This window comes from Stenotrophomonas sp. K-6 (assembly GCF_056861555.1).
The window spans coordinates 112,222-137,465 of sequence record NZ_JBSPUC010000006.1 but is presented as its reverse complement, the minus strand read 5'-3'; the positions used below and the strand labels follow the sequence as shown (position 1 = coordinate 137,465).

Genomic DNA, 25,244 nt, shown 5'->3' with positions numbered 1-25,244 from the left:
CCTCTGGGAAGGATCAGCAGTGGCGATTATGCGCAGCCCACGTCCGGCGTGCGGTTGCGCAGCTCATCCACCAGCACGCGGGTGTTTTCGGCATAGTCGATCGGCACGTCCAGCACGTGGACGCCGCCGCCAGCGAAGGCGGCTTCGATCATGGGCACCAGGTCGCCTACCGCGGTCACCCGGCTCCCTTTGGCGCCATAAGCCTCGGCATACTTCACGAAATCCGGATTGCCAAAGCGCATCCCGAAATCCTCGAAGCCATCCACCGCCTGCTTCCAGCGGATCATGCCGTAGGCGCTGTCGTTGAGGATCACCACGACCAGGTTGAGCCCGAGCCGCACGGCGGTTTCCAGCTCCTGCGAGTTCATCATGAAGCCGCCGTCACCACACACCGCCATGACGCGGCGCTTCGGGTACAGCATCGCGGCCATCATGGCTGACGGCAGCCCAGCGCCCATGGTGGCGAGCGCGTTGTCGAGCAGCAGCGTATTGGCGACATGCGTGCGGTAGTTCCGCGCGAACCAGATCTTGTACATGCCGTTGTCGAGACAGACGATGCCATCCTCCGGCATGGCCTCGCGCACGTCATGCACGACCCGTTGCGGCGTGATCGGGAAGCGGCCCTCCTCGGCGCGGTCGTTGAGCCGGGCGAGGATCTTCTGGCGCAGCTCCGCCATGCCTTCATCGGCAGCCAGCCGGTCTTCCAGCCGGTCAGCCAATGCGTCAACCGAGGCGCCGATGTCACCCAGCACCTCGATGTCGGGGTGGTACACCTGCTCGACGGTGGCCGAGTGGAAGCTGATATGGATGACCTTCGGTCCACCGCTGCTCTTCATCAGGAAGGGCGGCTTCTCGACCGTGTCATGGCCGATGGCGATGATCAGGTCCGCGCGGGCGACCGCCTCGTGCACATAGTCGCCCTCGGAGAGCGCGGCCGTGCCCATGTAAAGGTTGGAGCCGCCGGTAACCGCCCCCTTGCCCATCTGCGTGTTGAAAAACGGCAGGCGTGTCCTCGCCACGAAGGCGGAAAGCGCCTCGGTGAGCCACGGGCGGCTTCCGGCCGCGCCGATCATCACCAGCGGTCGTTTGGCGGCCAGGATGGCTGCTTCTGCGCGGTCGAGCGCGGCAGAAGGTGCGATCGGACGCTCCAGCGGATGGACCGGGATGACGGGGATATCCTCCACCTCTTCGCCGGCGACATCCTCCGGAAGCTCCAGATGTACCGGCCCGGGGCGCTCTTCCATGGCCACGCGGAACGCATCGCGCACGGTGGCCGGAATCGCGGCCGGGCTGACGATCTGGCGTGTCATTTTCGTGAGCGGCTTCATCGACGCCACGATATCCACGATCTGGAAGCGCGCCTGCTTGGCGCTCATCACCGGCTTCTGGCCGGTAATGAGAATCATCGGCCATGCCCCCAGGTGTGCATACGCGGCGCCCGTGGAGAAGTTCAGGGCGCCGGGGCCAAGAGTGGCCAGACATACCCCGGGCCTGCCAGTGAGTCGGCCATGGGTGGCGGCCATGAACGCCGCGGCCTGTTCGTGACGTGTGAGCACCAGTTCGATGCGCGAGGTCCGCAGCGACTCCAGGAAGTCCAGGTTCTCCTCGCCCGGCACGCCAAAGATGCGGTCTACGCCTTCATTCTCCAGCGCCTTGACCAGTAGATCCGAGCCCTTCTGCATAGCGTCGATCCTTGTGGTGAGGATGGATCACTATACCCGGGGAGATTTCAGGGTTTGGTGACAGCCAATCACCCCTGTGAAATCATGCAACGTTGGCCGTGCGGCGGGCGAGCGTGTTCAAGCGATTCTTCAAGAAAAACAGCACGAAGGCGGCGGCGACCGCTGCGCTCGACGTGCGCAGTAAACGCCCTTCAGCAGGAGAGATCCGCGTCGAAGGCGCGACCGAAACGCTGTTCCTGTCTCCCTTGCCGGTGTACACCGGTCAGGTCCAGGGCTCCCGTCGGCAGTTCTCGGACATCAATGAGGTGTTCCTGGATCTGGGCGGAAGTAACTGGGGAACGGTAGAGGGCGTCAAGATGCTGGCCGGTGGCATCGTCGGCCTGCTGGTGTTGGCGTTCATCGTGCCCGCGCTCATCATGCTCTATCTGGTGCTCGCCTACCCGGAGAACTTCCCGACGCCGCTGGCGGATTTGAAGATGTTCATCCAGGTCTTCTCCGCTGGCGCGCTGCTCGGGCTCCTTCCGTTGGGAGCATTCGCTTACGGAATGTTCGGCGACGAGTTCAAAGGCGCAAAGCCCTACCCGGTGCGCTTCAACCGCCAGCGTCGCGAGGTGTGCTACATCGACCGCAACAGCGGTCGCGCCCTGATCGTGCCCTGGGAGAGTGTCGTTGCCTGGGTGTCCAATGCACAGGGCGTCACCCCCTATGGCGCGACGCGCCAGTACACCTTCGGCATGGGCCTGGAGGATGAAGAGCGGGACACCGTGCAGTTTGTCCTGCTGCCACAGCCGAGTGATTCGCACTCGCTGGGCCTGTGGGCCTCGATCCGGAACTACATGGAGGACGAGCAGTTGTTCAACGCACCCAACCCCTGGTTCCAGGCATTGGGTCTGGTCCCGACCGAAGACCGCCTGAAGCCGTATGAGGGCATGCATACGTTCGAGATCGAGCGTGAGGATGCGCGCGCGATGGGCTCCCTTGATGATGGCGGTGATGACCTGACACCTGAGCAACGGGAGCAGTACGGCTACGGCAAACGCTCCTGGTGGCCTCTTCGGCGCTGGTACGTGTGGCGTGTGCTGACGTTCTGGAAACTGCCCTACCTGCTTGCCGAGTGGACCCATCGCAGGGCCCGACCTGCGATCCCGGCCGAGGTAAGCGCGTGGTCGGCGCCGCTGCCTGAGGATCAATGGGCAGCGCCCAGCCCCACGCTGGTGAAAGCCAATCAGGTGGTGAGAGCGTTGATGGACAAACAGGGCGCGACCTTCGTTGATGCGTGCAAAGCAGCCGGCCTTTCCGGACTTCATGCCCATCCACGGCTTAAAGGCGCATCCCCAGCCAGATGACAGCTTCCGTCGAGGCCGACACGGTGGGGCTCAGTACCTTGGGCCAGAATGCGTCTGCCCGGGTATGCGCCAGGGATTGATCATGATGCTGTTGCTCATCCGCAATGATCGATGAAATGGCCAGCACCGCTGCAGGGTCATGACCGTGGAGCACGCCAATCTGGTGCTCAAGGTGGCGCAGCACGACACGCTCGACGGCCGTCGTGGTCGCCGAAATGGCCCCGCGTCCCAGCAGGCCGGTGATGGCGCCGAGGATGAACCCCCCCAGGCCGCAGAACCAGTAACTACGGCAGCGCGGGCGGCCGCGTCGCACCAGCTCCGCGCCGAAGATGGCGCGATGTCGTTCCTCGTGCGAGCGGAACTCACGAAGCTCATCCACCAGTGCGGGCGCGGTCAGCCGCGCAAGCAGAATCTGGCCGGTATAGATCGCGATGGCCCCATGCTCGCCGGCGTGGTTGACCTTGATGATGCGGTCGCCCAGACCAGGGGCGAAAGAATGCGCGACGACGTCCATGTGAGTCCTGAGCATGTGATGTGGGGGCCTGCATGCTGACGATATCAGGGCCAACGGGTCGATACAGGCGACGACGCTCTCCCGGGAGCCGGCGCTATCTGGCAGGCGATTGCTCCGCCCTTCCGGCGTCCAGCGCCGTGCGCTGCGCCTCGTGCCAGGCTTCCCCCTCGTCGCGCGCGCGGGCATCGAGCGCGTTGTTCTCCCGGTCAATCGCCTGGTACTGCGCCCAGACCTCCGGCGTGATGGTTTCCAGCCGATTATCCGCACGCAGCTGGATCGAGGGCGTGTGCCCCATGGAGACCCTGAAGTTATCAAACAGCCATTGCCTGCGCGCCTCCGGAGAGGCGTACAGCAGCTCAGGCTCCGCGTACTGCTGCATGGGCAGCACCTGTTCTGCGAGGGACGTGTCCGAGGAAATCCGAGCAAGCCTGACAACAAGCCGCTCCCGCTCCCGGTCTTTCTGATACAGCGCTGCGACGTCTCCCTCGATCCAGAGCACGTACCAGTAGCCCGCCATCGGATGAATCTGGAAGGGCTTCGCGCGGATCAGGATCAGATTCCCCGGCTCGTCATAAAGTGCGCTCCAGCCGGCAGGCGCGGGGCGGATGGAGCAGTCGACCGTACCGGTCACGAGTTCCTCCAGCCTCGGCTTTCCGCCGCTGGTGAAAAGGCGTGTCGTCCAACAGCGCGGGCTGTCCCGGTTGTGTGACGCCAGCAGCACCGCATGGTCGTCGAGGACGACCGCATCGGTATGCACGAAGCGATCATCAGTGGCGCCCGGATCTTCTAGGAGTCCTGCGAAAGCCTTGTCGGAGAGCTTTTCGCCATCGACATACAGCTCGAACGTCGTGTAATGCTGGTACTTGCTGACGTTGATATCCAGCCTGCTTTCCGTAACCGCCACGACTTTCAGCGTATCCGAGGAGAGCACCGTCTCACGCTTGGTTCGCGTGCAGCCACTGACAAGCAATGCTGCCGACAGCAGCAGCACTGAAAACCGCATTGCGGCGCTTGTTTTCACGTTCATCGCGATGCGGCCTGCCGTGTTTGTACGCGTGGAGGGTTGAATCCGTACAAGCATAGCCGCTGAAAGGAAGTGCCGTTATGGCTCCGGATACCGGGCGGCAAGTGCACCTGCCCCCGGAGTCGCATCGAAGTGCTGTCACCGTCGCTGGCACCCGGGCAAGCCAGTCCACCCCAAAGACGTCCCGGCGGTGCCCGGATTTCGGGCAGTGCACGTCGGCAGGTAGGCAGGCACGTATCAAAGTGCGTCAAATGGTAATATGTCGCATTCCCATTTATGCCCCTCCGGTCCCCCATGCCGCCCCTGCCCCGCCACGCCCTTTGCCTAGCCGTCGCGCTGTCCATCAGTCCGGCCCTCCATGCGGCCGACGCCGATCCCGCTTCCGATGTGAAGGAACTGGACAAGGTCCAGGTGCTGGGGCGGGCACAGACCCTGTATCGCGTGAATGACGCGGCGGTGGGCACCCGCACGGATACCCCGCTGGAGCTGGTGCCGCAGTCCATCCAGGTGCTGCCCCGCGAGTTGATCGACGATCAGGCCGCACGCCAGGTCACCGATCTGTATCGCAGCATCAGTGGCATCAGCTTCTTCAGCTATGCCGGTGTCACCCTGCGCGGCTTCCGCCAGGAGAATGTGCTGTATGACGGGCTGCGTGGTGATCCCTACGCGGGCTTCTCGGTGCCGCAGCTGTTCAACATCGAGCGCGTGGAAGTGCTCAAGGGTCCGGCCGGCGCGCTGTACGGCGGCGGCGATGCGGGCGGTGTCATCAACTATGTGACCCGCAAGCCGTCGGCCAAGGCCGAGCGCCGGGTGGAGGTGCAGGTCGGCAACAACGATTTCCGCGCCGCCTCCGTCGAAGCCACCGGTGCGCTCAACACCACCGGCAGCGTGCGCTACCGCGCTGGCCTCTACAGCGACACCGAAGACGGCGTACGCTGGAACACCGACAGCGAAAGCGTGATCGGCGATGCGTCGATTGCGTTCGACGTGGGCGAGACCGGCGAGATGGTGCTGCAGTACACCGACATCACGCAGAAACTCGGCGGCAATCGCCTGCGCGGGGTGCCGGTGAACGATGCCGGCACCTTCCTGACCGACCGCCGCTGGAACCACAACGAGGCCACCGACTTCCTCGACATGGATGCCAAGGTGGTGTTGGCCCAGTACCGTTTCTCGCCTACCTCGAGCCTGGACCTGGACGTCGCGGCGCGGTGGTTCGAGAACAACGAACACCAGATTTACCACGAGCCGATGGGCCTGATCGACCGCGATCGTGACGGCACCGCCGAGTGGATGACGCGCCAGCTGCGCAACCAGATCCGCGCCAACGATGCCTTCGCAGCCAACGGCAACGCCGTCTGGCGGCTCAGCACCGGAGGCGTGGACCACAAGGTGCTGTTCGGCGCAGATGTGTACCAGATGGACGCGGATTTCAACGCCCAGACCGCGAACAGCGCGGATCTCGCCCGCGGCGCCGGTCCTGTCCCGGGTATCGACCTGTTCAACCCGGTGTATGGCGTGACCTCCTATCACGACTACAACCTGGCCGCCCTGCCCTGGCGTGCGACCAGCACCCGCAGCAAGCGCTACGGCGGCTACCTGCAGGATGAGATCACCCTCACCCCGCGCTGGCACATCCTGGCCGGGCTGCGCTGGGATGGGTTCAAGGATGACGACCGCATCGCCGGCAGCAGCGTGGATGGCGATGACATCAGCTGGCGCCTGGGCAGCACCTTCGTGGTCCGCGATGGTGTGAACGTGTATGCCAACGTGGCCAGCGGCTTCGTTCCGCAATCGGCGGCCAACCAGAATGCCGACGCCGGTGGTCCGTTCGATCCCGAGCGCAGCCGGCAGTGGGAAGTGGGCATGAAGAGCCTGCTGGCCGAGCGCATCACCCTGAACCTGGCCGCGTACCGCATCGAGCGCAGCAACATCGTGCAGGCCACCGGCGCGGTGATCGATGGCGTGAACCAGCTCGCGACGCTGGGTCTGGTGCGCAGCAAGGGCATGGAACTGGACCTGCTGGCCGACGTGACCGACCGCTGGGTGGTCAACCTCACCTACGCCTACAACGATGCCGTGGTGAAGGATGCCGGCACCGGTGGCATCACCAATGCGTCGGGCGATCGCTTTGCCAACGCACCACGCAACAAGCTGGGTCTATGGACCCGTTACGACTTCCCGGCGATCCAGTCGGCCGTGGGCTTCGGTGCCGACCATGTGGACGAGCGGGTCAGCCTGGATGGGCAGACGGTGAAGCCCTACACCACGTTCGATGTCAGCTGGAAAACGCAGTGGCAGCAGTGGCAGTTCCAGGCCAACCTCAAGAACGTGTTCGACAAGGTCTACGCAGCCAGCGGCTTCACCGAGCGCACGGGGCACTTCCCGGGCGAGCCGCGTCGTGTGTATCTCCAGGCGGCATACACCTTCTGATGCAACCCACGCGCCCGCCTTCGCCAGCGCGCCTGCCCGCCCCGCGCGCAACCGGTGGCGGGCGTCGGCGCTGGTTCGAGCTGCACAGCTGGATCGGGCTGAAGCTGTGCCTGTTCATGGGCTTCGTCTGCCTGACCGGCACGCTCGCGGTGTTCTCGCAGGAGATCGACTGGCTGCTGCACAAGCCGATGCGGGTGGCCGACGGTGGTGACACCGCCAGTTGGGGGCGCATGATCTCCGCCGTGCAGACCGCCCGGCCGGACTGGGAACTGGAGGGCATCAGTGCCGGGCACACCCGATTGTTCGCGGCCCGCGCGCAGATGCGCCTGCCCGATGGCCGCAGGCGTTTCGTGTGGATCAACCCCTACACCGCGCAGGTCACCGGCGACACCGGCTGGTTCAATGTGCAACGCCTGCTGCGCAACACCCATCGCCATCTGATGCTGCCGGTCATCTATGGGGTGCCGCTGGTGACGGCACTCTCGGTACCGTTGCTGCTGTCCTGGCTGGGCAGCCTGTACATCTACAAGAAATGGTGGCGTGGCTTCTTCAAGCGTCCCGATACCGCGCGTCCGCGCCGCCTCTGGGGTGATCTGCATCGCCTGGCCGGCGTGTGGTCGATGTGGTTCCTGCTGCTGATCGGCATCACCGGGGCGTGGTATCTGGTCGAATCCCTGGGGGGCGATGCGCCGGCGGCCCCGGTCACGAACCTGGTGGACGGCGACGGACCAGCGCGCCCGGTGGACCCCGCGGCGGTCGATGCCGCCGTGCGTCACGTGCGTGAGCAATGGCCAGCGTTCACGCCCACCGGCGCACTCGTGAGTCGCGATGGTCGCGGACTGGTCCTGGTGGGTGAGGCCACTGCCTGGCTGGTGCGCGAACGGGCCAACAACATCGCGCTGGATCTGCAGGACGGCACCGTGCTGGGCCGCCATGACGGCGGCGATCTGAGCGTGCATCAACGCATCGCGGAAATGGCTGACCCACTGCATTTCGGCAGTTTCGGTGGCTGGCCGATCCGGCTGCTGTGGTTCCTGGCGGGCGCCCTGCTCACCTCGTTGTGTTTCACCGGCGTGTACATCTACGGCCTGCGCACCGCCGATGCCTTGCGTGCGCGTGCGCGAAAGGCGGCGGTATGAGCCTGCAGAAGACACCCGGTCCCTGGCGTGCCGCGTGGCGTGGCATGGGCCGTTGGCGATGGCTGTGGCTGGTGTTGCTGCTGCTGTGGCTAGGCTTCCTGCCGGCGGAATTCAGCAAGTAGCCCGCCCTGCGCGACACCTGGCGGTGCCGCGCAGGTTGATCAGACGCTGATCAGAAGCTGTAATCCACCGATACACCCACCGTGCGCGGCTGCATCATCACCGCATTCCAGCGGCGGAAGCTCTGGGCCGAGCCAGCGGGAATGGTCCGGCCGGCGGCCACGTAGATGTCGCGGTTGGTGAGGTTGGTGACGAAGAACCGCACGGTCGTGTTCTGGCTGCTCACTTCGGCGGTCAGATCGACCGTGGTGTAGCTGGGCAGCTCGAAGGACTGTGCAGACGCCACCGAAGCCTCGCGCTCGCCGTAGTAGCGCAGCGCCCCGCCGACACTCCAGCCCCAGTCACCACTGGTGGGGAACTGATAGTCGGCCTGCAGGCTGCCTGCCCACTCCGGTACCTGTGGCAGCTGGGCGCCGGACTCGGCCTGATTGGCACCGCCCGGGCGCGCCGGCGGAATCGGCGAGGTCAGCTGGGCATCGGTATAGGCCAGGCTGGCGCTCAGGCGCAGGCCATCGACGGGCATCAACGCGCCGGTGAATTCCACGCCCTGGCTGCGGGCGCTGCCGCCGTTGACGCCGTAGGAAATGCCTTGCGGGGTCAGCAGATTCAGGCGGATGTCGTCCCAGTCGATCCGGAATGCGGCCACTTCGATCAGCGCACGACGATCCCAGAAGTGACTTTTCACGCCGGCTTCGTAGTTGATCAACGTATCGGACTCGACCTGCGAGGGGACATCCGTCGCGGCCGGCAAGATGGGGTTCGGGCTGCCCGCACGATAGCCGGTGGCCACGCGCAGGTAGGCCATGGTGTCCTCGCCCAGGAACAGCCGCGGGCTGGCGCTCCAGGTGGTCACGCTTTCCGACGACTCGGTGACGCGCTGCACGCCATCGCCGCCCAGCGGGCCGCCCAGCGTCTGGCGGAAGACCTGATCGTTGCGCGCATGGCGCACGCCCAGGGCCAGATCGAAGCGATCGGTGAACTTCCAGGTGGTATTGCCGAAGAGCGCCTTCTCTTTATAGCTGGTCAGTACCGAGGCCTTGAACAGATTGAGCACCGGGGCGAACGCCGGGCTCAGTGCGCTGCCATCTTCGATGTACGCCGCGTCCTCATCGGTGTAGAACGCGCCCACCTGCCACTGCAGGCGGCTGTCACCCTTGGAGGTCAGGCGCAGTTCCTGGGTCCACTTCTTGAGTTCGATGTCGGTGTCGAGCGCGGCGTACGCCATCACCGGGCCCACGCCGGGGCGCTGGCCCAGCAGCGGAATGTACTCGACGGACTGGTCCTGCAGGCGCCACGAGTTGGACTTCATCCAGCTGCTGGCGGAAGTGAAATCTGCCCAGCCAAGGTCCCAGTCCACCGTCAGGCCATAGACGTCGTACTTGATCGTGCTTGGCTGCAGGAACAGGTACTCGTTGGCGTAGCCCGGCAGCTTTGGTTTGAAGGTGACCGGATCCAGCGCGACGGTTGCGAAGTTGTCGCCCTTGTTTTCCTGGCGCATCGCGGTCAACAGCACGTCCACGGTGTCCGAGGCCTTCCACAGCAGCGAGACACGACCGGCATTCTGGTGCACATCGTTGGTGTCGCGTCGATGCAGGACGGTGTTGTCGATCCAGCCGGGGCTGGTCTGCTCGGCGTAGCTGGCGCGCAGGGCCAGGGTGCCCTTCACCAGCGGCACATTGACCGCCGCGCGCTCGGAGTGCCCGACCCGACCGCCGTCGTCCACCACGCGCATGGTGGCGCCGGCACGGCCAGCGAAGTACTCCAGGTCCGGCCGCTTGGTCACGTATTTGACCACGCCGCCCAGCGCACTCGCGCCGTACAGCGTGCCCTGCGGGCCGCGCAGCACTTCCACGTTCTGTACGTCGTAGGGCAGCAGATCGAACATGCCCGAGGTGGCACCGGACAGCGAGCCGTTTGCGGTCAGTGGCACGTCGTCCACATAGATCGACGTGGCGGCGGTATTGCCCATCGGGGTGATGCCACGGATGGAGATCGTCGAGCGGCCCGGCGCGCCCAGGCTGCTGACCTGCAGGCCCGGCACCAGTCCGGCGAGGTCGTTCATGTTGTTGACCTGCAGACGGTCCAGCTGTTCTTCGCTGATGACGCTGATCGACATCGGGATATCGGTCACCACTTCCACGCGTTTCTGCGCGGTGGCGGTGACCGTGCCCAGGGTATGCACGTCGTCACGATTGGTTTTTTCAGCGGCCACCTGCGCCATGACCGGGGCGCTGCAGCCCAGGGCGAGGATGCCTGCAGCGCAGGCCAGGGACAACGCGTTGATTCGGGGCGAACAGTGACTCATGTGATGAGACCTCGGTAGCGAGCAGGAAGCCCACGGCAATGGGCACGAAGTGCGGCAGTCAGGGCGCCCCGGGGTTCAGGGGCATGCCGGCCTGGCAGTGACGCTCCTGGGAAATGATGGATGCTTATAAGCCCATGTAGGACACAATAGTCCTGTTCAGAGAACTGTCAATCCCGCGTCGCACCATGGTCATGAAACAGTGTGCCGGGACGCCTCCCACTCCCACGGTCAGCCGCCCCAGACGGCCTCGTCGCACCAGATCGTGCCGTCCCGATACACCACGCCGGGCGTACGGTCCTGCTTGAGGAAGGTCGGGCCATCCAGATCGACCAGGTCGCACAGTTGGCCGACCACGAAGCCGGGCGCGGCCCCCAGGCTGCTGCACACCATGCAGCCGACCATGACCCCCAGCCCGGCCTCCCGCGCGGCCGCGGCAATCAGCAGCGCCTCGGTGAGACCGCCGCATTTGTCCAACTTGATGTTGAACACATTGAAGCGACCCTGGAGTCCCTCGACGTCCGCCAGGGTCAGCGCGCTTTCGTCTGCGGCCAAGGGAATGGGCGATGCAAACCCATCCAGATCGGACTCGCGCCCGCGCGCAAGCGGCTGCTCGATGAGGGATACGTCAGCGGCGAGCATGGCGGTCACTAGACGGTCGAGATCGTCGATCTGGTAGCCCTGATTGGCATCCACACCGAGCCACACGTCCGGACGCACCGCGCGGATGGCCTCGACGCGGGCAGTGTCCAGATCCAGATCGCCGGTTAATTTGACCTTGATCGAGCGCGCCTGCCGATATCCCACCGCAGCGGCCGCCATGGCCGATGGCGCATCGGCGCCCACGGTGAAGGTCGTCGGCAGCGGTCGCGGCGCGGCGAGTCCGGCAAGCGCCCAGACCGGCCTGCCCGACTGCTTTGATTCCAGCTCCCACAGGGCGGCGTCGACCGCATTGCGGGCACCCCCTGCCGGCAGGATCGAACGCAGTTCCTCGCGCGTGGGGTGTGCCTGGATCGCATCGCGCGCCGCTTCAATCTGGGCGCGCATGCTGTCGAGGTCTTCGCCAAGGTAGTAAACGCCAGTGGCCTCGCCCCGACCGATATGCACGCCGTCATCCAGGGTGACGAGGATGGCCAGCCGGCTGTCGAAGACGTGACTGGCAATGCGGAAGGGGGCGGCCAGACGAAGCGCATCCACCGCGATGCCGAGTTTCAGGCGGGCCATCAGGCGTTGACCCCGGTGGCAGCGGGGTCACGACTCAACGGGGGCGTCGCCAACAGCGTGATGGAGCACATCTGGATTCCCTGCCTCAAAGTGAGCATTTCTCACATTGAGACATTAGTTCTCCATAAAGAGAACTGTCAATGGGCGCCGCGGTTGGCGCTCTCCCTGCGGGTCAGGGTGACCTCACTCGCTGGCGCGGCCGCCGGCGCGAGCGCAGCTGCGATCCGCGAGACATGCTTGTTCCAGTCGAACTTCTGCCCTTCCGGCGTCCAGCCCATCCGCACGATCACCGCATCCTGCGACGGGATCACGGCCACGATCTGATGGTTGTGGCCCATCGCCATGAAGGCATCGGGTGGAACATCCTGCAGCACCTTGCGCCCTTCTTCGTCTGGCGCCGCCCGGTTCAACCAGAGCTGCGCGCCGTACGAGGGGCGCGGTGATGTGGGGGTGGGGGTCAGAGCGAACGCCAGCCATTGTTTCGACAGCAGGCGCTTGCCACCCGCTTCGCCGTGGTTGAGATGCAGCAGCCCGTAGCGCGCCCAATCGCGCGCCGTGGCGTAGCCATAGGAACTGCCGACCAGCACGCCCGATTCGTCCGGCTCGATCAGCGCGCTGCGCATGCCCGCCGGCTCGAACAGTCGGGTCTGCGCAAACCGGGTCATGCCTTCCAGCGTGCCGCCGGTCGCGTCGAAGACAATGCGCGAGAGGATGTTGGTCGTGCCCGACGAATAGCTCCACTGTGTGCCGGGGGCGTGCTCAAGCGGCATCGCGGCAGCCAAAGCGGCCATGTCGCCCGCCTCGAACAGCATCTTGATCGACTCGTTGCCGGGCTTGTAACTCTCCACGAAGGTCAACCCGCTCGACATTGTCAGCAACTGGCGCAGCGTGATGGCGCCCCGCGGGTCACCCTTGCCCTGCCACTCGGGAACCGGTGCCGGGTCATCCAGCTTAAGCACGCCGTCATCGACCAGCAGGCCGACCAGCGTACCCATGATGCTCTTGGTGGCTGACCAGCCGAGCATGCGGGTGTCCTGATTGAACCCCGGCGCATAGCGCTCGGCGACGATCGCCCCACCCTGCACCACCACGATCGCCCGGGTGTCCGGGTAGCCGCCCACGTTCTGCTCCTCGAACGCGGCACTCACGGCCGCATCCAGTGCGGCGCGGTCGAGCTTCGTCTCGGCGGCCGCCTGCAGCGCCGGAGCCGGCAGGTCACCCTGCGGCCAGGGTCGTGCCGACAGCGGACGCAGCGGTGAGAGCCGTGCGGCCTGGGCATCGAGCGTCTTCAGCGGCACGTCGCCGGTGGTCAACGTACAGCCGACGGCCGGCCGATGCAGCGCGGTACGCGTGGCAGCGCCAGGCGCGGACGCGGTGACCGTTCCGGCCTTGCGATCTACCGACAGCACCACCGCCTTGGTGAACGGCGCCAACGCGTGGATGTCGTCGCGCAGTACGTCAGCCTCGGCACGGTTGGCCACGAAAATGCCGGCGCAGGCGATCTGTGCGGAGACCGCCGTGCCCAGATCGTCCGCGCTGGTGATCGGTGGTGCGGCGGCGAGTGCCGGCGCGGACGCGGCGAGTGCGAGGGCAAGGAGGCTACGGCCGGTGGAATGTCGGATCATGAGATGTGTCCTGTAGTTGTTGGGGCGCGCACGTGGATCAGCGCGTGCGGCATTGGTGGCGCAGCGCCGCGCCCGCCCGGGCGCCGGTGTGCTTGCCGCCCTCGAAGCTCACCACACCGTTGACGATCACGGTCTCGATGCCGGTCGGCGCGCCGGCGGGTGCGTCCCAGCTCGCCACATCGTCCAGTGTGTCCAGATCGAACAGGACGATATCGGCGCGCATTCCCTCGCGGATCAGCCCGCGATCGCTCAATCCCATCCGCTGCGCGGGCCAGCTGGTCATCTTGCGGACTGCATCTTCCAGGGTGAGCACCTGGCGTCGCTTCACATACTCGGCGAGGATGCGCGGGAAAGTGCCGTACGCGCGCGGGTGCGGCAGGCCGATGGCGCCGTCGCTGCCGTAATTCACCGCGGCGGCCGCGTCACTGCCGATGCTGACCCAGGGCTGGCGCAGCGCGAGCTGCACATCCGCTTCGCTGATCATGAAATACAGCGCCACCGCGCGATTGGGCAACCCTTCCAGCGCGATATCCCAGGCCGCATCGGCCGGATCCAGATTCAGTTCGGCACCGATCTCGGCCAGCGTCTTGCCATGAAAGCGCCGGTATTTCTCACTGAAGCTGTTGGCCAGACGCACGTTCTGGAATCCACCTGACGCATGCACCAGGTTGGACCAGCCAGGCATCGAACCGGCGGCGACCTCCTTCTTCATACGCTCGCGCACCTTGGGGTCGCGCACGCGCTCGATGCCTTTCTCGAGCCCATCGGCCCAGACCCAGCTCGGCGCGATGATTTCCAGCCCGGTGCCGCCTGCGGTGTACGGATACAGATCGGCGGCTACATCGACCCCGCGGTCGCGCGCGGCATTGATCGTCGCCAGCGCCTGCGGCATCAGCTTGCCCCACTCCGGTGCATAGGCCGCCTTGAGGTGGAAAATCTCAACTTTGACGCCGCCCTTCTCGCCGATCTCGATGGCCTCTTCAATGGCCTTGACCACGCCTTCGCTCTCGTCACGCATATGCGTGGCATAGAAGCCGTCGCATTGCGCGGCCACTTTGGCCAGCGAGATCAGATCCGAGGTGCTCTGGAAGCTGCTGGGTGCATAGATGAGGGCGCTGGAGATACCGAACGCGCCGGCCTCCATCGCAGTCTTCACCTGCTCGCCCATGGCATCGAGCTGCTTGCGGGTCGGCGCACCGGCGGCATCGCCCATGACATGCACGCGGGCCTGGGTGGAGGAGTAGTACGTGCCGAAGTTGACCGCGATACCCTGCGTTTCGAGCTGCTTGAAGTAGTCCGGCATCCCCGCGGCAGGCACCGGCGGTCCGCCCTCGCCGCCGATCAGCGTGGTCACGCCCATCCGCAGTTTGTTCTCGGCCGCGCCGTCCTTGAGCAGCGCCGCGCCGGACTGATCCATCATGTCAATGAAGCCCGGAGACACATAGCGCCCCGTCGCGTCGATCTCGCGGGTGCCCTGTCCGGGGACCTGGCCTACCTGGACCACGCGCCCCTCCTTGACCGCTACATCGGCACGGACCCACGGATTGCCGGCACCGTCGAGCACGCGTCCACCGCGGATCACCAGGTCATAATCGGCGGCGGCCGCGTTGGCGGCCAACAGCATTGACATGCCCGCCCAGAGCAGGGTGCGCTTCATCATTGCATCTCCTTGTTGGTGCGCGCCTGCGCACGCACGTCACCCACGACCTGGCGAACCGCATCCACCACGCGATCGGGCTGATCGATCTGGATGTAGTGACCGGAATCGCTCACGATCTGTTGCTGCCCGCGGCTGGACAGGGCGGCCTGCTCGGCATGCAAGGTGCGCCATTCCTGCTTGAACCGGGCGCCCTCCTCTGCCGTCAGGCCCATTTTTTTCAGTTCGTCCGGCTGGAACGGCTTCAATGCGGTCAGCACGATCACCGGGCGGTCGCCAAACGACGTGACCGCGCGGGCATCGTCCATGGTGCTGTCGAAGCCGTCGAGCTCGGCGGTCGCGCCCGTGACCGAGGCACTGGAGAAGGCGGTGATCTCCGCGGCCTCATCCTTCGGGCGTGGGCCCTGATCGGCGCGCGAGAACAGGAAGCGCACCAGGCCGGTCCGTGACAGTGCCGTGGCGGTATGCATCAACAGCGACACCTTCTTCGGGTGGACATCGATGCTCACCACGCTGCCGAGCCGGGCGATCTGGTCGGGGTGCGAGGGGTCGACCATCACGAGCCCGGCCACCTGCTCGCCGTAGCGCCCCACATAGGTCCGGGTGTACGGCCCGCCGATGGAATGGCCGACCAGCACGAGCGGATCGGTGATGCCCGCGCCTTTCAACAGGGCGTGCAGGTCATCGGCCACGGCTGACGCACGCTGCGGGGTGTCCTTGGCATCGCTGCGCATGATGCCGGCGCGGTCGTAGGCACAGGCGCGGGTGAAGCGGGCGATCCGGTCGTGCACCCGGGTCCAGTCCATCGTGCCGCCCGTGCCGAGGCCGGACTCGAAGATCACGGTCGGGGTGCCACTGCCGCGACACTCGATATGCATCTGGCGTCCGCCGACATCAACCATCTGGCCGCGCAATGGATGGTCAGTCGCCGCGCTCCGGCGCGCCAAGGCCTCGTAGACCACCCCGATGAGGGTGAGCAGGATCACGACCGCCACCAGACCGAGCACGATCCACTTCACCCACCGACGAAACCGCCGCCACCCCTTTACTGCTGTCATGTCGTGCTCTCTTGAATGGTGCGCTGAAGCCTGCGTTGGGGCGCAGGCGGTTGAGAATCCTGTGGCCTGCCTTCCCGGCCAACGCTAACGCCCCGGGGATGGATTCGGGCCCATATAGGATATAAGCGTCCTATTTGGAGAATTGTCAATGTGCAGTGCGGGCACGGGGCCGGTCCATGAGCCGCTCCAGAGTGCACGCCGCCCAGCGCCAGACTGCGACAAACCGTCGCAATCGAGCACAAAAGGGGCATTTTCGCCGGGAATCCCGACGACCATGGCTTACCATCGGGCCGGTGCGTGCGTCCCTCCTCCACCGCTGGCTTCATGCCTGGGCCTTCCTTGCGATTGCGCTGGTGATCGTCGCGCCGATGGTCAGCCGGGCATTGGCGCCGGTGACCGCCCCCGTCATTGAGGCCTCGCCTGCACCCCATCCCCATGCGGCGCATCACGCCATGACGGATGCCGACGCGCGCGCGGGCCATCACGCGCATCACGACAGGGATCAGGGCGAGGCCCGCCCCGCTGCCGAAGCGCCTGCCGATCCGCACGCCAACCATCACATGGGCGTGGACTGCGACTACTGCCTGATCGCGGCGCGTCTCATCAGACTGCTCGTGGCGCTGCTCCTGCTGCTGACGCAGTGGCCGGCCGTGTTTCGATCGCTGTCAGGTCTGGTCGAGCGTCGTCGTGCTCCCGCTCAAGGCACCCTCGGCGCCCGCGGCCCACCTGTTCTGGTCTGCTGATCCGGCAAGTATCCGGTGCAGCCTTGCTGCGCCCTGCCGGCTCGTGCCCAACGCTGCGCGCCATCCGGCCCATCGGCCGGACCTTGTCCCTGCCCCGGTCACGCTGACCGCGGCATCGAATGCTGTGGACCATGACAACGTCTTTTTCGTATCGACCTTTGGCCAAGGCCATCACGGCCGTGCTTGCCGCTGCCCTTCTTCCTCCCGCCACCGTCGCCGCCCAGAACGGTACCGTGCTGACCCTGGGCACCGTCCAGGCGCGTTCGGCGGCCGAGCGCGAGCTGTCGGCCCGTTCGGTCTTCACCTCGGTGGATCTCATCGGCGGCGACGTCCTTCAACCGCAGAAGGTCGACCATAGCTGGGAGCTGCTGATGAATGCGCCTGGCGTCCAGGTCACCCAGTTCAAGATGGGCACCGACGCCGGCCGCTTTTCCTTCCGGGGTTTCAACGGCGAGGGCCGCATCAATGCGGTCAAGCTGCTGATCGACGGTATTCCGAGCAATGACAATTCCGGCGGCATGCCCTACCTGGATGCGGTGTTTCCGCTGGACATCGCCGCGCTCGAGATCGTGCGCGGCACCAACGATGCCCGCTACGGGCTGCATGCGATTGCCGGTGACGTGAATGTGTTGACCCGCCAGGGCGGCACTGACGGCCAGCTGAGCATCACTGCCGGCAGCTTTGGCACGCAGGATGTGCAGGTGGCCAAAGGGTTCGAGCGAGGCCCCTGGTCACAGAACTATTTCGTCGGCTGGCGCACGTCCGACGGCGAGCGCGACCATGCCAATGGCACGCAGCGCAGCTTCGCCGGCAAGTGGTTCTACACCGACCCTGACGGCCGGTGGCGCGCAGGGCTGACCAGCCGCTACTACAAGAACGCCGCACTGGAAGCAGGCTACCTCAGCTATCCGGAGGTGCAGGCCAATCCGACGCAATCGCCGGCCTACGCACGCGATGACCGCAGTGAGCGCGAGACGGTCCAGACCGCCGTGCACATCGATGGCGCACTGGGCAGCGACTGGCGCTGGAACGCCAAGGCCTACCAGAACGACTATCGCAACCAGCGCTGGGTGACGTTCACCGCGGGAGGCGCTCAACAGGAACGTTTCAACGATGAGACCCATCGCGGCCTGCTCTTGAACACCACCTGGCGCCCGGACTCGCGGCTGGCCGAGTTCGTCCTCGATGCCGGCGTGGATGGGCAGTGGCAGGACAACACGGCCCGCCGCTACAGGACCGTCGCGCGCGAGCGCCAGGCGACCCTGCGCGATTGGGAGTACACCCTCGATACCCGGGGTGCCTACGTGCAGGCGGTGATCCGGCCGATGGACGCGCTGAAGATCGTGCCCGCCTACCGGGTCGATCGCGTGTATGGCGACTTCCACAATGGGGCGACCGGTCTGCGTGCACCGGTCTACGACTATGGCCTGATCAAGCAGCCCAAGCTGAGTGTGTCCTACGATCTCAGCCCGACCACGGTCGCATACGCCAACTGGGGGCGAACGTTCCAGATCGGCAGCGGCAATGGCGCGTATCGAACGCAGCTGAACGATCTTGCTCCGTCCCTCAACGAAGGCTGGGAAGCGGGGATGAAATGGGCGCCCGTGCAGGGGCTGCAGACCCGCATCGCGTACTGGGAGCAGCGGGCCAGCGATGAGGTCGCCACCGTCCTGGGCGTCAATGGCGTGGTCGGGGCCAATGAGGTCGGCAACGTGGGCCAGACGCTGCGCCGCGGTTGGGACGCCCAGCTGACGTGGCAGGCCAGCGCACAGTGGCGCGCCTGGGCCGCGTACTCGCGGCAGAAGGCGGTGATCGAGGTGCCCGACCCCAGTGCGCCGCAGACCCGCGGGCGGCAGATCGAGAACGTGCCGAACTGGCTGGCCAGCGCAGGTGTGGATTACGCCCCGACGGCCGACTGGGCCTTCAGCGCCTGGGGCAATGGCCAGGGCGACTACTTCGTGGAAAGGACCAACACGCTGGGACGCTACGGCGGCTATGCACTGTTGAACCTGAGCGCCACGTATCGGCTGGACGCGCGCAACAGCCTGGCCCTGCAGTTGAAAAACGCGACAGATCGTTTCTACGTGTATGCCTGGTACGACAGCGGTTCCTCGGGTTACTCACCCGGTGACGGCCGGGCGGTGTACCTGAGCTGGACCCGGGAGCTCTGACATGCCATCCCCCGCTACCCCGCGTGCACCGGATCGCTGGCGTTTCTACCGCGCGGTGTGGCGGTGGCACTTCTATGCCGGCCTGTTCGTGCTGCCCTTCATCGCCTGGCTGGCGTTGACCGGCGCGGTATACGTCTACCAGAAGCCGATCGATCGCTGGATCCATCACGATCTGAAGGTAGTGCAGAACGCAGCGGTGCCGCCCTCGCCTGCCAGCGCCCAGCTGGCGGGCGTCACCGCCGTCAGTCACGGGGAGATCTTCCGTTACACGACGCCGGAGTACGCCGACGGCAGCATCGAGATCGGCGTACAGGAGGCCGACGGTCGGCGGCAGGTCTACTACGTCGACCCGGGCACCGCGCAGGTGCTCGGGCACCTGCCGGACAAGGGAACGTTCTCGGGCGTGGTGCGGCAGCTGCACAGCCTCGATCTGCTCGGTGATTACGCCAGTGCACTGATCGAGATCGCCGCCGGCTGGGCCATCCTGCTGGTGGCGACCGGCGTGTACCTGTGGTGGCCGCGCGGGCAGAACGGTGGGATCACCACGGTCCGCGGGCAGCCGCGACAGCGGCTGTTCTGGCGCGACCTGCATGCGGTGACCGGCGTCTGGGTGGGCGGTGTGCTCGTGTTCCTGGCCGTCACCGGCATGCCGTGGTCGGTGGTCTGGGGCCATCAGGTCAATGCCTGGGCGAACGGTCACGACTATGGTTACCCAACCGGCGTGCGGGTGGACGTGCCGATGTCCGCGCATCGGCTTGCCGACACCACCACCCCAGCGTGGTCGATGGAGCAGGCACAGCTGCCGGTCTCAGCGGTGCCGCATGTCCAGCACGCCGCTGCCGATGACGGGCATGCCGCACATGGTGGCGGCCCACTCGGCGACCTGTCGCCACAGCCCGGCGCGCTCGGCATCGACGCGGCCCTGCGCCGGTTCAACGCACTCGGCCTTGCGCCGGGCTACAGCATCGCGCTGCCGCGTGGGCCCATGGGGGTCTACACCGCCTCGGTCTATCCTGAGGATCTGTCGCGTCAGCGAGTTGTGCATCTGGACCAGTACAGTGGCCGGGTTCTGCTGGACATGGGCTACGCCGATTACGGTGCACTTGGGCGTGGATTGGAATGGGGCATCAACGTCCATCTCGGCAACGAGTACGGCACGGTCAACCGTGTAGTGCTGATCGTCGCATGCGCAGCGATCCTCCTGCTCTGCCTCAGCGGTGCGGTGATGTGGTGGAAGCGGCGACCCATCGGGGGGATCGGCGTGCCGCCACTGCCGAGGCACGGGCGAAGCGTGGCGGGTGTCTTCGTGCTGCTATGCATCGGTGGCGTGGTGTTCCCGCTGGTGGGTCTGTCGCTGTTGGTCGTGGGTGTTCTGGATTGCATCGCCACCCGTGGCTGGCGACTGACGTGAAGACCCGCACTTCACGCGGCGCACACTACCCTCTTGCCGTCTTAACCCATGGAGCTGCCCCTCGTGAGCCGGCATTGGCCGCCAACGCGCGCGTTAAAAGGACTTGCCTGTCTTTCCCTGATTCTGTTGAGTGGCGCTGTCATCGCCCAGCCCGGGCCGGACGGCGCCGCGGTCCCCGCCTTGGATTGGCAGCAGTCCCAGCAGCGGCTGGAGCAGGTGTCCGATGCCCTGGCCGCGGCGGATGCCTCTGTGCGCAACAAGCAGGACCTGCAGGACGCCACGCGTCTGCTGCGGCTTCCCGAGATCACCGGTGAAGTGCGCCGGCTGCAGTTCCAGAAGACCCTCACCCTGCCCCTGGGCTCCTTGACGCCAGTCGCTGAGGCGTTCGGCATCGACTCGCCGTTGCAGTTCACCGAACGCGATTGGCGCACCCGCCCGGTGGTCACGGCGGTGTTGCCGCTGTACACCGGTGGGTTGATCCCCGCCGCCCAGCAGGCCGCAGCAGGCGCAACCGACCAGGCCAGCGCCGAGCGCGAGTCGCAGCGTCAGTCGCTGAGCGTGCAGCTGGTCCAGGCCTACTTCGGCCAGCGTCTCGCCGAGCAGGCCGTGGACGTGCGCCGCGAGGTGCGCGATGGGCTGCAGCAACACCTCGACGATGCCCTGAAACTGGAACGCGAAGGCTTTGCCACCCGCGCCCAGCGCCTGCAGGCCAACGTCGCCCGCGACAAGGCCGAGCGCGAGTACCAGAAATCCCTGAATGATCTGCAGACGCTGAAGGCCGCCTTGGCCACCCTGCTCCGCAGCGGTGGCGACGTCCGCCCGCTGTCGCCCTTGTTCGTGCATCGCGCGCCGATCGGTGCGCTGCCTACCTTCGAACGCGATGCACAGGCCCGGCAACCGCAGATCGCCCGGCTGCGCGCTTTGGTGGCCCAGGCCGAACAAGGCGTGCGCGTCCAGCAGGCCAAGCTCAAACCCACCGTGTTCCTGTTCGGCCAGTACGATTTCCGCCGTCGCGACGAAATGTTGACCGACCCGGACTGGGCGTTCGGCATCGGCCTGAAGTACACCTTCCTGTCGCCCACCTCGCGTCCTGCCCAGATCAGCGCTGCCCGCGCCCAACAGGATCAGGCCGAGGCCGGCCTGCGCGAAGCCGAGAACCAGGTGACGCTGGGCGTGCGCAAGGCCTGGTACGAACTGGATACCGCCCGCCAACAGTTCCTGCTGCTGGACAGCAGCATCGAGCAGAACCGCGAGAACCTGCGGCTGCAGGAGCTGGCCTTCCGCGAGGGCCAGGCCACTTCGCTGGATGTGATCGATGCGCGCCTTGGGCTGGGCGGCGCACAGGTGGAACGCGCGCAGGCCGCGTATCAGTACGACGTGGCGCTGGCACAGCTGCTGGAGATCAGTGGACAGATGGACCGATATGAAGAATTCCGCCGCCGGGGCGACGAGGTGATCGCGCATGAATGACACATTGCAGGCGCCGGACGACGCGCCGCCGCCGAAGAAACGCAAGGCCGGCATCCTCATCGCGCTGGTACTGGCGATCGTTGTCGTGATCGGCCTGTGGCTGGCTTGGCGCACGCCGGCCGAACAGTTGCAGGGCATGGCCGACGCCGACACGATCAACGTGGCGGCGAAGATCACCGCGCGGCTGGCCGAGCTGAAAGTGCGCGAGGGCGACCGGGTCACGGCCGGCCAGGTGCTGTTCGTGCTGGACAGCCCCGAAGTGGCAGCCAAGGAGCAGCAGGCCCAAGGCGCGCTGGAGGCAGCGCGGGCGGTGGCCGACAAGGCCGACGAAGGGGCGCGCAGCGAGGACATTCGTGCTGCCCAGGCCAACTGGAAACGCGCCGAGGCTGGTGCCACCCTGGCCGATGCCACCTATCAGCGCGTGCAGAACCTGTACAACGAAGGGGTGATGACCCGCCAGAAACGTGACGAGGCATTGGCCCAGGCGCGGAGTTCGCGCGAGCTCTCCAATGCCGCACGGGCGCAGTACGACCAGGCGCTGGCCGGCGCGCGCGACCAGGACAAGCGCGCCGCGCAGGGCCAGGTCCGCCAGGCGCAGGGTGCGGTGGCCGAGGTGGATGCGGCCCGCGACGAGGTCAATGGCCGCGCGCCCATGGCTGGCGAGATCAACAAACGCATGTCGGATATCGGCGAGCTGGTCCCGGCCGGCTATCCGGTCTTCACCCTGGTCGACATCGACCGCATGTGGGTCTCGGTCAACCTGCGCGAATCGCAGATGCGGGGCCTGAAGGTCGGCACCCGCCTGCGCGGCAACGTGCCCGCACTGGATCGTGACGCCGAATTCGAGGTGTATTTCATCAATCCCGCCGGTGACTACGCCACGTGGCGTGCCACCCGACAATCCTCCGGGTATGACGTGCGCAGCTTCGAGATCCGGCTGCGCCCGGTCGCCCCGATCGAAGGCTTCCGCCCCGGGATGAGCGTGCTGTTCGGGTGGCCGCAGGGATGAGCCGGCCGGTGTGGGCGAGCGCTACGGCCTCGTTCCAGCGCGAGGTTGAGCACCTGCGCCGCGATCGTGCCGATCTGCTGCTGATCACGCTGCTGCCGGCCGTTATGCTGGGGCTGATGGCATGGTTGTTTGCCGCCTCGGTGATGCGCGACATCCCCATCGCCATTGTCGATCTGGACCGCAGCGCCGAGAGCCGCCAACTGGCGCGCATGCTCGATGCCAGCCCCGGCGTGAACGTGGCCAGCCAGCCATCCAGCCTGGCCGAGGCACAATCGCAGCTGCGCCGGTTGGACGTCTTTGCGATCGTACTGGTGCCGCGTGATGCCACGCGGCAGGCACTGCGCGGCGAACAGGGCACGGTGTTCGCGTACTACAACGCCACCTACCTCACCACCGGCCAATCCGCCGTGCGCGATATCGTCGAAGCGGTCAGCGCCTGGAATGCGCGGCTGCTGGGCGAGCGCATCGGCAAGCAGGTGGGCCCGGCCACGCTGCGCGCGCCGCCGATCGCGGTGCAGTCGGACATCCTGCACAACCCCGCGCGCAGCTATGAGTTGTTTCTGCTGCCCTTGCTGTTCCCGGCGATCCTCTCACTGGGGCTGGCACTGGCGGTTGCGGCCAGCCTGGGCCGTGAGGTCCGCGATGGGCGGCTGCGCGACTGGCTGGGCGACACGCCGTGGTCGGCGATTGCCGGCAAGGTCGTGCCCTACGTCCTGCTGTTTACGATCTACGGTGCACTGGGGGTGCTCTACCTTGCCCTGCTGCGTGGCGATGGCGTCGCCGGCAGCATGCTGCTGCTGATGCTGGGGCAACCGGTGTTCTACCTGGCCTGTGCGGCGGTGGCGCTCCTGTTTGTGGGGCTCACCCGGGACATGGGCACGTCACTGTCGGCGATCGGCCTGAGCATCGGCACCGCGCTGGCATTTTCCGGCGCCACCTTCCCCGTGGTGGATGCGCCGTTGTTCACCCGGGTCTGGAATCTCCTGCTGCCACTGACCGCTTACGTGAAGCTGCAGACCCAGCAGCAGTTCGTGGGCGCGCCGTGGAGTGTCTCGTTGTGGCCGCTGGGCACGCTGCTGCTGATGGTGGTGGTGGCCGGTGGCATCGGTGGCTGGCGATTGATCGCTGCCGCGCGCAGCGCCGATCCGGCCGCGGCGTCGCCCACGAGCGGGAACGGCGCATGAGCCGTTTCGTCGACAGCCTCCGCCTGACCCTGCGCACGGTGCTCACCGACCGCTATGCCGTCGTGCTGATGGTCGGGGCGGTGGTGCTGTATTCGTTCTTCTACCCTGCCGCCTACCGCCATCAGGTCGCCAGCAACCTGCCCATCGTGGTGGTGGACCACGACCAGAGCGCGACCAGCCGTGAGCTGCTGCGGCGGGTGGATGCGCTGCACACGGTCCGCATCGTCGATCAGCCGGCCAGCATCGACCAGGCCCGCCAGGCGATGGAGGCCGGCAAGGCCGAGGGCATCCTGCTGATTCCTGCCAACCTTGAACGCGACATTCTGCGCGGCAGCAAGGGCTACCTGGTGTTGATGGGCAATGGCGCCTACCTCGGCCGCGCCAGCTGGGTATTGGGCGGCGTAGCGGAGGCGCTCACTGCGTTCGCGCGGGAAGCGGCGGTCTCGCAGGCGGCGTTCATGGGTGCCCCCCAAGCGCCGCCGATCACCCTGGTGCAGCGCCCGCTGTTCAATACCCAGGAAGGTTATGGCAGCGCCATCGTGCCCGGCGTGGCCGAGCTAATCGTGCATCAGACGCTGCTCATGGGCATCGGCGTGTTGCTCGGTGCGCGTCGGCTTGCCCTGGGTCGTCGCCTGCGATTCGATCTGCCAACGCTGGCGGGCATGGCCGCGGGCTTCGGCGCCATCGGTCTGCTCGGGCTGTTTTACTACGCAGGGTTCACTGCCTGGGTGCAGGACTACCCGCGTGGTGGCAATCCCCTCGGCCAGTTGCTGGGCGGCACGTTGTTCATCGCCGCCACGGTGGCGTTCGGGCTGTTCATCGGCAGCTTCTTCGCGACCCGCGAACGTGCCTTCCAGGTGGTCGTCGCCTGCTCGATCCCGCTGTTCTTCCTGGCCAATCTGTCCTGGCCGGCGGTCACTTCACCGCCTGCGCTGGTGGCCTTGGCCCACCTGCTGCCCACCACACCCGGGATCAATCTGATGGTGCGGCTCAATCAGATGGATGCCAGCCTGGCTGAGGTCAGCCACGAGCTCTGGACGCTGGTCGCGTTGCTGGCGCTGTACGGTGGTCTTGCGATATGGCGACTGGGTGCCCGCAGGTCGCACTGACTCAGGCTGCTGCGGATATCCCG

19 protein-coding genes are annotated in these 25,244 nt (G+C 66.2%); 11 read left to right on the top strand and 8 right to left on the bottom strand.

Annotated elements, in window-relative coordinates:
• Positions 1-26: 26 nt before the first annotated feature.
• Positions 27-1,682: an acetolactate synthase large subunit gene (locus AC13F7_RS17545; protein WP_483002477.1), complete on the bottom strand. Its 1,656-nt coding sequence runs from the start codon at positions 1,680-1,682 to the stop codon at positions 27-29.
• 113 nt (positions 1,683-1,795) lie between these two features.
• Between AC13F7_RS17545 and AC13F7_RS17540 the strand changes: the two genes are divergently transcribed.
• A complete protein-coding gene (locus AC13F7_RS17540) occupies positions 1,796-3,028 on the top strand; it encodes a hypothetical protein (RefSeq protein WP_483002476.1) in 1,233 nt (410 codons plus the stop codon).
• Here the strand turns inward: AC13F7_RS17540 and AC13F7_RS17535 are convergent.
• Both AC13F7_RS17535 and AC13F7_RS17530 read right to left on the bottom strand, forming a co-directional pair.
• Positions 3,003-3,542: a demethoxyubiquinone hydroxylase family protein gene (locus AC13F7_RS17535; RefSeq protein WP_483002475.1), complete on the bottom strand. Its 540-nt coding sequence runs from the start codon at positions 3,540-3,542 to the stop codon at positions 3,003-3,005. The genes AC13F7_RS17540 and AC13F7_RS17535 overlap by 26 nt on opposite strands.
• A gap of 94 nt (positions 3,543-3,636) precedes the next feature.
• On the bottom strand, positions 3,637-4,533 hold the full coding sequence (locus AC13F7_RS17530) for a hypothetical protein (RefSeq protein WP_483002474.1): 897 nt from the start codon (positions 4,531-4,533) through the stop codon (positions 3,637-3,639).
• 327 nt (positions 4,534-4,860) lie between these two features.
• Here AC13F7_RS17530 and AC13F7_RS17525 point away from each other — a divergent pair, with 327 nt between their 5' ends.
• Genes AC13F7_RS17525 through AC13F7_RS17515 form a run of 3 tightly spaced genes read left to right on the top strand, consistent with a single transcriptional unit; the run spans position 4,861 to position 8,260 of the window.
• Positions 4,861-6,999 carry a TonB-dependent siderophore receptor gene (locus AC13F7_RS17525; protein WP_483002473.1) on the top strand — a complete coding sequence of 713 codons (2,139 nt, stop codon included), beginning with the start codon at positions 4,861-4,863 and terminating at the stop codon, positions 6,997-6,999.
• The gene (locus tag AC13F7_RS17520; protein WP_483002472.1) at positions 6,999-8,138 is read left to right on the top strand and encodes a PepSY-associated TM helix domain-containing protein; all 1,140 of its coding nucleotides are present in this window, start codon (positions 6,999-7,001) and stop codon (positions 8,136-8,138) included. Before AC13F7_RS17525 ends, AC13F7_RS17520 begins: the two co-directional genes overlap by 1 nt.
• Positions 8,135-8,260: a hypothetical protein gene (locus AC13F7_RS17515; protein WP_483002471.1), complete on the top strand. Its 126-nt coding sequence runs from the start codon at positions 8,135-8,137 to the stop codon at positions 8,258-8,260. The genes AC13F7_RS17520 and AC13F7_RS17515 overlap by 4 nt, the downstream gene beginning before the upstream one ends.
• 50 nt (positions 8,261-8,310) lie before the next feature.
• On the opposite strand, the gene AC13F7_RS17510 is transcribed toward AC13F7_RS17515, so the two are convergent.
• The 5 genes from AC13F7_RS17510 to AC13F7_RS17490 all read right to left on the bottom strand — a co-directional run bounded on the left by AC13F7_RS17510 (position 8,311) and on the right by AC13F7_RS17490 (position 16,085).
• Entirely contained in the window at positions 8,311-10,563 is a 2,253-nt protein-coding gene (locus AC13F7_RS17510) for a TonB-dependent receptor (protein ID WP_483002470.1), read from the bottom strand.
• A 228-nt stretch (positions 10,564-10,791) separates the two neighbouring features.
• Positions 10,792-11,784: a dipeptide epimerase gene (locus tag AC13F7_RS17505; protein ID WP_483002469.1), complete on the bottom strand. Its 993-nt coding sequence runs from the start codon at positions 11,782-11,784 to the stop codon at positions 10,792-10,794.
• A gap of 137 nt (positions 11,785-11,921) precedes the next feature.
• Positions 11,922-13,409: a serine hydrolase domain-containing protein gene (locus tag AC13F7_RS17500; RefSeq protein WP_483002468.1), complete on the bottom strand. Its 1,488-nt coding sequence runs from the start codon at positions 13,407-13,409 to the stop codon at positions 11,922-11,924.
• A 37-nt stretch (positions 13,410-13,446) separates the two neighbouring features.
• Complete coding sequence (locus tag AC13F7_RS17495) at positions 13,447-15,066, bottom strand: N-acyl-D-amino-acid deacylase family protein (RefSeq protein ID WP_483002467.1); 1,620 nt, start codon at positions 15,064-15,066, stop codon at positions 13,447-13,449.
• Positions 15,066-16,085 (bottom strand): alpha/beta fold hydrolase, encoded by a 1,020-nt coding sequence (locus AC13F7_RS17490; RefSeq protein ID WP_483002466.1) that lies wholly within the window; start codon positions 16,083-16,085, stop codon positions 15,066-15,068. Before AC13F7_RS17490 ends, AC13F7_RS17495 begins: the two co-directional genes overlap by 1 nt.
• A gap of 215 nt (positions 16,086-16,300) precedes the next feature.
• Here AC13F7_RS17490 and AC13F7_RS17485 point away from each other — a divergent pair, with 215 nt between their 5' ends.
• From AC13F7_RS17485 to AC13F7_RS17455, 7 genes are all read left to right on the top strand, one after another.
• Positions 16,301-16,867, top strand: coding sequence for a DUF2946 family protein (locus AC13F7_RS17485; protein ID WP_483002465.1), 567 nt, complete (start codon positions 16,301-16,303; stop codon positions 16,865-16,867).
• 131 nt (positions 16,868-16,998) lie between these two features.
• On the top strand, positions 16,999-19,038 hold the full coding sequence (locus tag AC13F7_RS17480; RefSeq protein ID WP_483002464.1) for a TonB-dependent receptor: 2,040 nt from the start codon (positions 16,999-17,001) through the stop codon (positions 19,036-19,038).
• Position 19,039: 1 nt separating this feature from the next.
• Positions 19,040-20,449, top strand: coding sequence for a PepSY-associated TM helix domain-containing protein (locus tag AC13F7_RS17475; protein WP_483002463.1), 1,410 nt, complete (start codon positions 19,040-19,042; stop codon positions 20,447-20,449).
• A 48-nt stretch (positions 20,450-20,497) separates the two neighbouring features.
• Positions 20,498-21,919 carry a TolC family protein gene (locus AC13F7_RS17470; protein WP_483002462.1) on the top strand — a complete coding sequence of 474 codons (1,422 nt, stop codon included), beginning with the start codon at positions 20,498-20,500 and terminating at the stop codon, positions 21,917-21,919.
• On the top strand, positions 21,912-22,928 hold the full coding sequence (locus tag AC13F7_RS17465; RefSeq protein ID WP_483002461.1) for an HlyD family secretion protein: 1,017 nt from the start codon (positions 21,912-21,914) through the stop codon (positions 22,926-22,928). The genes AC13F7_RS17470 and AC13F7_RS17465 overlap by 8 nt, the downstream gene beginning before the upstream one ends.
• Positions 22,925-24,112, top strand: a complete 1,188-nt coding sequence (locus tag AC13F7_RS17460; RefSeq protein WP_483002460.1) for an ABC transporter permease — start codon at positions 22,925-22,927, stop codon at positions 24,110-24,112. Before AC13F7_RS17465 ends, AC13F7_RS17460 begins: the two co-directional genes overlap by 4 nt.
• Positions 24,109-25,221, top strand: a complete 1,113-nt coding sequence (locus AC13F7_RS17455) for an ABC transporter permease (RefSeq protein ID WP_483002459.1) — start codon at positions 24,109-24,111, stop codon at positions 25,219-25,221. Before AC13F7_RS17460 ends, AC13F7_RS17455 begins: the two co-directional genes overlap by 4 nt.
• Positions 25,222-25,244: the final 23 nt, after the last annotated feature.

Excerpts from the sequence above, each read along its gene's own strand:
- AC13F7_RS17465 (WP_483002461.1), top strand. The coding sequence starts at position 21,912 with ATGAATGACACATTGCAGGCGCCGGACGACGCGCCGCCGCCGAAGAAA.
- AC13F7_RS17455 (WP_483002459.1), top strand. The coding sequence starts at position 24,109 with ATGAGCCGTTTCGTCGACAGCCTCCGCCTGACCCTGCGCACGGTGCTC.
- AC13F7_RS17535 (WP_483002475.1), bottom strand. The coding sequence starts at position 3,542 with ATGGACGTCGTCGCGCATTCTTTCGCCCCTGGTCTGGGCGACCGCATC.
- AC13F7_RS17475 (WP_483002463.1), top strand. The coding sequence starts at position 19,040 with ATGCCATCCCCCGCTACCCCGCGTGCACCGGATCGCTGGCGTTTCTAC.
- AC13F7_RS17520 (WP_483002472.1), top strand. The coding sequence starts at position 6,999 with ATGCAACCCACGCGCCCGCCTTCGCCAGCGCGCCTGCCCGCCCCGCGC.
- AC13F7_RS17500 (WP_483002468.1), bottom strand. The coding sequence starts at position 13,409 with ATGATCCGACATTCCACCGGCCGTAGCCTCCTTGCCCTCGCACTCGCC.
- AC13F7_RS17545 (WP_483002477.1), bottom strand. The coding sequence starts at position 1,682 with ATGCAGAAGGGCTCGGATCTACTGGTCAAGGCGCTGGAGAATGAAGGC.
- AC13F7_RS17460 (WP_483002460.1), top strand. The coding sequence starts at position 22,925 with ATGAGCCGGCCGGTGTGGGCGAGCGCTACGGCCTCGTTCCAGCGCGAG.
- AC13F7_RS17480 (WP_483002464.1), top strand. The coding sequence starts at position 16,999 with ATGACAACGTCTTTTTCGTATCGACCTTTGGCCAAGGCCATCACGGCC.
- AC13F7_RS17470 (WP_483002462.1), top strand. The coding sequence starts at position 20,498 with ATGGAGCTGCCCCTCGTGAGCCGGCATTGGCCGCCAACGCGCGCGTTA.
- AC13F7_RS17510 (WP_483002470.1), bottom strand. The coding sequence starts at position 10,563 with ATGAGTCACTGTTCGCCCCGAATCAACGCGTTGTCCCTGGCCTGCGCT.
- AC13F7_RS17525 (WP_483002473.1), top strand. The coding sequence starts at position 4,861 with ATGCCGCCCCTGCCCCGCCACGCCCTTTGCCTAGCCGTCGCGCTGTCC.
- AC13F7_RS17495 (WP_483002467.1), bottom strand. The coding sequence starts at position 15,066 with ATGAAGCGCACCCTGCTCTGGGCGGGCATGTCAATGCTGTTGGCCGCC.
- AC13F7_RS17515 (WP_483002471.1), top strand. The coding sequence starts at position 8,135 with ATGAGCCTGCAGAAGACACCCGGTCCCTGGCGTGCCGCGTGGCGTGGC.
- AC13F7_RS17485 (WP_483002465.1), top strand. The coding sequence starts at position 16,301 with ATGAGCCGCTCCAGAGTGCACGCCGCCCAGCGCCAGACTGCGACAAAC.
- AC13F7_RS17505 (WP_483002469.1), bottom strand. The coding sequence starts at position 11,784 with ATGGCCCGCCTGAAACTCGGCATCGCGGTGGATGCGCTTCGTCTGGCC.